At 37.8% G+C, this 7664-nt stretch carries 6 protein-coding genes; 1 reads left to right on the top strand and 5 read right to left on the bottom strand.

Annotation, left to right across the window (positions count from 1 at the left end):
- Positions 1-149: 149 nt before the first annotated feature.
- From J4051_RS09485 to asnB, 4 genes are all read right to left on the bottom strand, one after another.
- A complete protein-coding gene (locus tag J4051_RS09485) occupies positions 150-812 on the bottom strand; it encodes a hypothetical protein (RefSeq protein WP_208233630.1) in 663 nt (220 codons plus the stop codon).
- Between the two features lie 107 nt (positions 813-919).
- Positions 920-1840 (bottom strand): malate dehydrogenase, encoded by a 921-nt coding sequence (gene mdh, locus J4051_RS09480; RefSeq protein WP_208233629.1) that lies wholly within the window; start codon positions 1838-1840, stop codon positions 920-922.
- A 305-nt stretch (positions 1841-2145) separates the two neighbouring features.
- On the bottom strand, positions 2146-4086 hold the full coding sequence (gene gyrB / locus J4051_RS09475; RefSeq protein ID WP_208233628.1) for a DNA topoisomerase (ATP-hydrolyzing) subunit B: 1941 nt from the start codon (positions 4084-4086) through the stop codon (positions 2146-2148).
- Between the two features lie 401 nt (positions 4087-4487).
- Positions 4488-6158 (bottom strand): asparagine synthase B, encoded by a 1671-nt coding sequence (gene asnB, locus J4051_RS09470; RefSeq protein ID WP_208233627.1) that lies wholly within the window; start codon positions 6156-6158, stop codon positions 4488-4490.
- 256 nt (positions 6159-6414) lie between these two features.
- Here asnB and J4051_RS09465 point away from each other — a divergent pair, with 256 nt between their 5' ends.
- Positions 6415-6954, top strand: coding sequence for a DUF2911 domain-containing protein (locus J4051_RS09465; RefSeq protein ID WP_208233626.1), 540 nt, complete (start codon positions 6415-6417; stop codon positions 6952-6954).
- A 52-nt stretch (positions 6955-7006) separates the two neighbouring features.
- Here J4051_RS09465 and J4051_RS09460 read toward each other — a convergent pair whose 3' ends face one another.
- Positions 7007-7639, bottom strand: a complete 633-nt coding sequence (locus tag J4051_RS09460; RefSeq protein WP_208233625.1) for a 7-carboxy-7-deazaguanine synthase QueE — start codon at positions 7637-7639, stop codon at positions 7007-7009.
- Positions 7640-7664: the final 25 nt, after the last annotated feature.

The following is a 7664-nucleotide window of genomic DNA, read 5'->3' as shown; positions in this document are numbered from 1 at the left end:
ATTAATTTATGTAAAGATAAATACTCTTCTGACAATCAGTATTTTAAAATATAATTAGTGCTCTTTTTTAAAAATTAGGTTGACGCTCATGCGATTGCTATCGGGAGTATTTCTAAAGTTTTTGATTACTATTTTACCAACGAAATAGCTTACATCCCTGGAAGATTCTCAGTTTTTGAGTAGCCTTCAGGTGGTGTCATGTTGAACTTGTCATCAGATACTTTTTCTGCCTTGACTTCAGTAACTTCAATGACCATGTTCATTTTCATGCCTTGTTGATTTATCGCCATGTCCATATACATTGGAAAACCTGAAAAATCCTTTCCAAAAGTAGTGGCTTGTTGAGAGATTGCCTTCAATTTATCAGTAGCATATATCTCCATTTTCACCTCTGCACCATCTTTATTCATAGTCACATTGTATTTTGTACACTCATATCCAAGAATCGTCTTTGTCTCGTTTGTTTTCTCTACTGAAACATTTTCCATATCCTCTTCAGAAGCCGAAATATCAGATTCCATATATTTCTTACCAATCATGGCGTTGTCCATCAACACTAAAGACTTTTTCGAATTGTTGTCTGCAATGAACACCGTGTTTCCCGTCATAGGGTTACTCAGTTCAGAACGTGATTTGTCATTCTTAAAATAAGTGGTTGTTATCATATCTCCCAACATGGCCAACTGAGCGTTCATTTGCTCATTATCACTGGTCATGGTTTGCTTTGAAATGATGACACCTTCATCAATTTGTTTTTGAGCGAACATCGTTGCACTCAAGGTTACGGCTACTATAAATAATATTTTTCTCATCTGTTTTGTTTTAAATTTAAGTGGAATGTACTACAAGTATCTAAAATAATACCAACTTTTAACACATATAATTTTAAATACTTGCAACTTTAAATACTTGCGACTTCTTACAATAAATCATTGGTTTTGCGAACACCTTCAGCACTTTCTTGCATGTGTGCTTTTTCAGCATCGTTCAATTCAATTTCTACGATTTTCTCAATACCATTGCGCCCTAAAATCACTGGAGCACCAATACAGATATCATTCAATCCGTATTCGCCTTCCAACAATACTGAACATGGGAACATTTTCTTTTGGTCGCAAGCAATCGCTTGAACCAATCCGCTAACGGCTGCACCTGGAGCATACCATGCTGAAGTACCCAATAATTTAGTAAGTGTAGCACCACCTACTTTGGTATCTTCCAAAACTTGGCCCAATCTTTCTTCAGATAAAAACTCGGTTACCGGCACACTGTTTCTTGTTGCCAAACGTGTTAATGGCACCATTCCCGTATCGCTGTGACCACCAATTACCATTCCGTCAACATCACTAATTGGAGCTCCCAAAGCTTCTGCCAATCTGTATTTGAAACGCGCGGAATCTAATGCACCGCCCATACCAATGATTCTATGTTTTGGAAGGTCTGTTGATTTATGAACCAAATACGTCATCGTGTCCATTGGATTACTGACAACAATAATGATGGTGTCTGGAGAATGTTTGATTAAGTTTGAAGAAACGTCTTTAACGATTCCGGCATTGATTCCGATCAACTCTTCACGAGTCATTCCAGGTTTACGCGGGATTCCAGAAGTTATGACACAAACATCACTTTTGGCAGTTACAGTATAATCGTTTGTGATTCCTGTTATTTTAGTGTCAAAACCGTTCAAAGAAGCGGTCTGCATTAAATCCATAGCTTTACCTTCGGCAAAACCTTCTTTAATATCCAACAAAACAACTTCACTTGCAAAATTTTTAATGGCGATATACTCTGAGCAGCTTGCCCCAACGGCTCCTGCTCCAACTACTGTGATTTTCATAATTATATATGTTTTTTAACGTGAAACTTCAAGTGTAAAATGATTGCAAAATTACAAATAAAATCATTGTTATTAAAGAAAGCCCAAGGTTTCCTCTTACGTTTTCGTTGATTATTTAAACAATTCCATTTATCTCACTCTAAAATCAAGAACCTCAGGTCGAGCCCACGAGGTATGAATAAGAAATTGCCTTTCGATCGAGGCAAGCCTCGGGGAATTAAAACCAAATGGTGGGAATAAGCTATGGCCAAAAAAAAACACCCAAGATTGGGTGTTTTCAGTTAAAATATTTAAATCAATGCTGTTTACGCATCAATTTTCGCATAAATCGCATTTTTCTCAATAAATTCTCTACGTGGTGGAACTTCATCACCCATCAACATTGAGAAAATTCGATCTGCTTCTCCTCCATTGTCAATTTGAACTTGACGTAATGTACGATAATCAGGATTCATTGTTGTGTCCCAAAGTTGCTCAGCATTCATCTCTCCAAGACCTTTATATCTCTGGACACCTACACTTCCACCAAATTTTTCAGCTATTTCATCACGCTCTTTATCACTCCAAGCGTATTCTTTTCTCTGGCCTTTTTTGACCAAATATAATGGCGGTGTTGCGATATAAATGTGTCCATTTTCAATCAACTCCTTCATATATCTAAAGAAAAACGTCAAAATCAAAGTAGCAATATGACTACCGTCAATATCAGCATCACACATAATCACCACTTTATGGTAACGTAGTTTTGAAAGGTTCAGAGCCTTGCTATCCTCTTCCGTTCCAATGGTAACACCCAAAGCGGTATATATATTTTTGATCTCTTCATTTTCAAAAACACGATGAGACATTGCTTTCTCCACGTTCAAAATCTTACCTCGTAAAGGTAAGATGGCCTGAAATGCTCTGTCACGACCTTGTTTTGCAGTTCCACCTGCAGAATCACCCTCCACTAAAAACACTTCACATAATGTAGGGTCTTGCTCTGAACAGTCACTTAGTTTTCCAGGTAAACCTCCAATACTCATGACGGTTTTACGCTGCACCATTTCACGAGCTTTTTGTGCTGCATGACGGGCTTGAGCTGCTAAAATTACTTTTTGAACAATAACTTTTGCATCCTCCGGATTTTCTTCTAAATAATTGGTCAACATTTCAGAAACTGCTTGACTTACCGAAGCAGAAACTTCACGATTTCCTAATTTAGTTTTAGTTTGTCCTTCAAATTGTGGCTCTTGAACTTTTACTGAAATAATAGCCGTTAACCCTTCACGGAAATCATCACCTGCAATCTCAAATTTAAGATTTTTGAGCAACCCAGAATCATCCGCATACTTTTTAAGAGTATGGGTTAAGCCTCGTCTAAATCCAGACAAATGCGTTCCTCCTTCATGGGTATTAATATTGTTCACATAAGAATGTAAGTTCTCAGCGTAGCTCGTATTATAGATCATGGCCACCTCAACAGGAACGCCATTTTTCTCACCTTCAAACGCGATAACTTCTCTCACTAAAGGCTCACGATTCCCGTCTAAGAATTTGATAAATTCCTTTAGACCTTCTTCTGAATGAAATGTTTCACCTTCAAAAGTACCATCCTCTTTTACGTGTCGTTTATCAACTAAATGAATGGTAATTCCTTTATTAAGATAAGCGAGTTCCCTCATACGACTCGCAAGCGTATCGTAGCTATATTCTAAAATATGGGTGAAAATAGTAGGATCTGGTTTAAAAGTAACCATCGTTCCTCTTTTATCAGTTTCCCCAATCTTCTTAACAGGATACATTGGTTTACCTTTCTCGTATTCTTGTTCCCAGATCTCCCCTTTTCTGTATACGGTTGCTCTTAAATGTTCAGATAAAGCGTTCACACAACTCACACCAACACCGTGCAATCCACCGGATACCTTGTAGGAATCTTTATCGAATTTTCCACCGGCACCAATCTTGGTCATAACGACCTCTAATGCAGAAACACCTTCCTTTTTATGTAAATCTACAGGAATACCACGACCATCATCTTCTGTAGTTATAGAATTATCCTCATTGATAGTCACGGTAATATTATCACAATGTCCAGCCATCGCTTCATCAATGGAGTTATCTACCACTTCATAAACTAAATGGTGTAGACCTCGTGTACCGGTATCACCGATATACATGGACGGACGCATACGAACGTGCTCCATTCCCTCAAGGGCCTGAATACTATCCGCAGAATAATTATCCTTATTAAACTCTTCTTTCATAATGTTATATTGCTTATTCTCTATTATAATTCTTAATTACTATTATTATTTTTTATTAAGATTTCAATCACTTTTTCCATCGTTATTCCTAAAAGCGAATAAACGGAAAAACCATTTGAAAACTATATTTTAGATGGTTACACTTCATAAAAAAAATGATACTCGCGCATCATTTTTGGATACTCACAAAGATACGAAAATAGGAGGCTTTTTGAAAGTATTTCATCGATTAACTGCTAAAATTATCAACATTTGTTAATTACTCGAAAGCAGCTAAAATCGTCTAAAAAGCATCTTAGAATGAATTATCATGAATTTTAACATCTTCAAAAAAGAGCAAAATCAACAAAATCCCGCTACGGCGGGATTTTGTAATTATAAATTTAAAAATTATGGCCTATTTAGGCTTTAACGTAGGCATCTGAATGCACTTTTGCAACAGCCCTTCCACTTGGGTCGTTCATGTTCTTAAAGCTTTCGTCCCATTCCAAAGCAATCTTAGTACTGCAGGCTACAGACGCCTCTTGTGGCACGCTCAAGGCAGCGGCATCACTTGGAAAATGTTCTGTAAAAATAGAACGGTAATAAAACTCCTCTTTACTTGTTGGGGTTTGGATTGGGAACTTATATTTAGCGTTCGCCAATTGCTCATCACTCACCTCATTGGCCACCATGACTTTTAGCGTATCAATCCAACTGTAGCCAACACCATCACTGAATTGCTCCTTCTGTCTCCACGCCACACTTTCTGGCAACATGTCTTCAAATGCTTTTCGGACCACCCATTTTTCCATGCGTTCGCCATTAATCATTTTATCTTGTGGGTTGATGCGCATGGCAACATCCATAAATTCCTTATCCAAAAACGGTACGCGGCCTTCAATGCCCCAGGCCGCCAAACTTTTGTTCGCACGTAAGCAATCGTACATGTGAAGTTTGCTCAGTTTTCTGACAGTTTCTTCATGAAACTCCTTAGCATTTGGCGCTTTGTGAAAATATAGGTATCCGCCAAACAATTCGTCTGCCCCTTCTCCAGATAAAACCATTTTAATCCCCATCGACTTAATCACACGCGCCATTAAATACATAGGCGTACTGGCACGAATGGTAGTTACATCATAAGTTTCAAGCTTATAAATAACATCTCTGAGCGCATCCAAACCTTCTTGGATAGTGAATTTTATTTCGTGATGGACTGTCCCGATATGATCTGCAACTTTTCGGGCAGCGGCTAAATCTGGCGAGCCTTCCAACCCTACAGAAAAACTATGCAATTGCGGGTACCATGCGGTCTGTGTATCATCAGATTCGATCCGTCTTTCGGCGTATTTTTTAGCAACGGCAGAGGTTATGGAAGAATCCAATCCACCTGAAAGCAACACACCATAAGGAACATCACTCATTAATTGCCTGTGCACCGCAGCCTCTAAAGCTTCTTTAATCGCTTTAATACTCGTTTCGTTGTCTTTAACGGCATCATATTCCGTCCAGTCACGTTTGTACCATTGAACGAATTTTCCATCTCTACTGGACATATAATGACCTGGAGGAAAGAGTTCGATCTTGGTGCAGTAACCTTCCAGAGCTTTCAACTCTGAAGCCACATAAAAAGTACCGTTTTGATCCCAACCTATATATAAAGGAATAATACCCATGTGGTCACGAGCAATGAAATATTCATCTTTTTCCACGTCGTAAATGGCAAATCCGAAAATCCCGTTCATCTCATCGATAAAGTCAAAACCTTTTTCTTTATACAAGGCCAAAATAACTTCACAGTCACTTTCAGTCTGAAACTTATAGTCCGGAAATTGTTTTCTCAATTCTCTATGGTTATATATTTCACCATTTGTGGCCAAGATCAGATTTTTATCATCGCTCAATAAAGGCTGCTTTCCTGAAGCTGGGTCAACAATGGCCAAGCGCTCATGGACCATAATCGCTTTCTCATTATTATAGATTCCAGCCCAGTCCGGTCCGCGATGACGGATCCTTTTGGACATTTCCAACAATTGAGGTCGTAAATCTTCCGCTTTCTGTTTTAAATCAAAGGCACATACAATTCCACACATGATATTATACTTTAATACTTATTATTATTTTCTATTATAAAACTTAGGCAAATATGGGCCTATCATTTCAATTATGAAACCAATTAAGTGAAAATGATTACAAATCAAAACAAAACAGAGTCATATACTTCAAACATTGAAGTGCAATCACTCAGAATACTACAATTTTTTAATAATTGTAAATATTAAGCAGCACTCTAACTTTATAATAATTTTAAGATAAAAAATCTTAAATTTAGCCCTAAAAATAAATTCTATGAAAACAGTTATTAAAACACTACTATTTACATTGGTCTTTGTATTTTCGTATACCGCCAATGCGCAAAAATTTCCAGATTTAGATCCAAGCCCAATGGATGCTGCTACTTACCCGAGCAATTATAAAGTTTCTGACAAGGCAATAAAAATTATCTATAGTAGACCACAATTAAAAGGAAGAGATGTAGCTAAATTAACACCTAACCATGAAGTATGGCGTACTGGTGCAAACGAAGCTACAGAAATTACATTTTATAAACCAGTATTGTTGGGAAATACTAAGGTTAAACCTGGCACCTACTCTTTATTCACGATTCCAGGCAACGATGAATGGACCATTATCTTGAGTTCTGATATTAATGTTTGGGGCGCCTATACCTATAAAGAAGGTAATGATGTCGCGCGAATAAAAGTTCCTGCAACGCAAAGTAAAGACATTTTGGAAGCGTTTTCAATTACTTTTGAAGAATCGCAATCGGGTGCAGACATGTATATGGGCTGGGGCACGTTAAGAGTAAAGGTTCCGTTTACGTTTTAATCCATCCCTTTAAATCAAAAAAAAGAGTTTAGTAATCCTAAACTCTTTTTTTTTATGGGATATTTAAATATTTATGTGTTTGGAGGGAGACTTTCCATTTCGGATTTGCCATCACGTAATCCACAATTTCTGGAACCACTTTATCACGCTTGCTCCACTCTGGCTGCAGGAATAAAATGCAGTCTTTATTGACCTTGGCCGCCTGTTCTTCGGCAAATCTAAAATCGTCTTTATTATAAACAATGACTTTTAATTCATCGGCTTTGTCATAAACAGCTTGTGTAGGGAGTTTCAGTTTTTTTGGCGACAAACAAATCCAATCCCAAGTTCCCGTTAGTTCGTAGGCCCCAGAAGTTTCGATATGTATCTGTAAACCTTCTGCCTTTAACTTGGAAGTTAGCGGATCCATATTCCACATTAGAGGTTCTCCACCAGTAACAACAATGGTTTTGCTATATTTTGCTGCATTCTCAACAATGGCGTCTGCCATGGTTGGTGGATGCAGCTCCGCATTCCAACTTTCCTTGACATCACACCAGTGACATCCCACATCACAACCGCCCAATCTTATAAAATAAGCAGCCGTTCCTTTGTGGAAACCCTCACCTTGAATGGTGTAAAATTCCTCCATCAATGGCAGCAGAAGACCGTGGTCTATCAATTCTTGTTTTTCACTTTTTTTCATAGCGTGCAAAGATACTTGATAATCT

The sequence above is a fragment of the Gelidibacter pelagius genome (genome assembly GCF_017581925.1).
Classification (GTDB): Bacteria; Bacteroidota; Bacteroidia; order Flavobacteriales; family Flavobacteriaceae; genus Gelidibacter; species Gelidibacter pelagius.
The sequence above is the reverse complement of the archived record's forward strand: the minus strand, read 5'-3'. Positions and strand labels throughout refer to the sequence as shown.

Bases quoted from the DNA above. Each gene is read 5' to 3' on its own strand.
- J4051_RS09485 (WP_208233630.1), bottom strand. From the start codon at position 812: ATGAGAAAAATATTATTTATAGTAGCCGTAACCTTGAGTGCAACGATG.
- mdh (WP_208233629.1), bottom strand. From the start codon at position 1,840: ATGAAAATCACAGTAGTTGGAGCAGGAGCCGTTGGGGCAAGCTGCTCA.
- gyrB (WP_208233628.1), bottom strand. From the start codon at position 4,086: ATGAAAGAAGAGTTTAATAAGGATAATTATTCTGCGGATAGTATTCAG.
- asnB (WP_208233627.1), bottom strand. From the start codon at position 6,158: ATGTGTGGAATTGTATGTGCCTTTGATTTAAAACAGAAAGCGGAAGAT.
- J4051_RS09465 (WP_208233626.1), top strand. From the start codon at position 6,415: ATGAAAACAGTTATTAAAACACTACTATTTACATTGGTCTTTGTATTT.
- J4051_RS09460 (WP_208233625.1), bottom strand. From the start codon at position 7,639: ATGAAAAAAAGTGAAAAACAAGAATTGATAGACCACGGTCTTCTGCTG.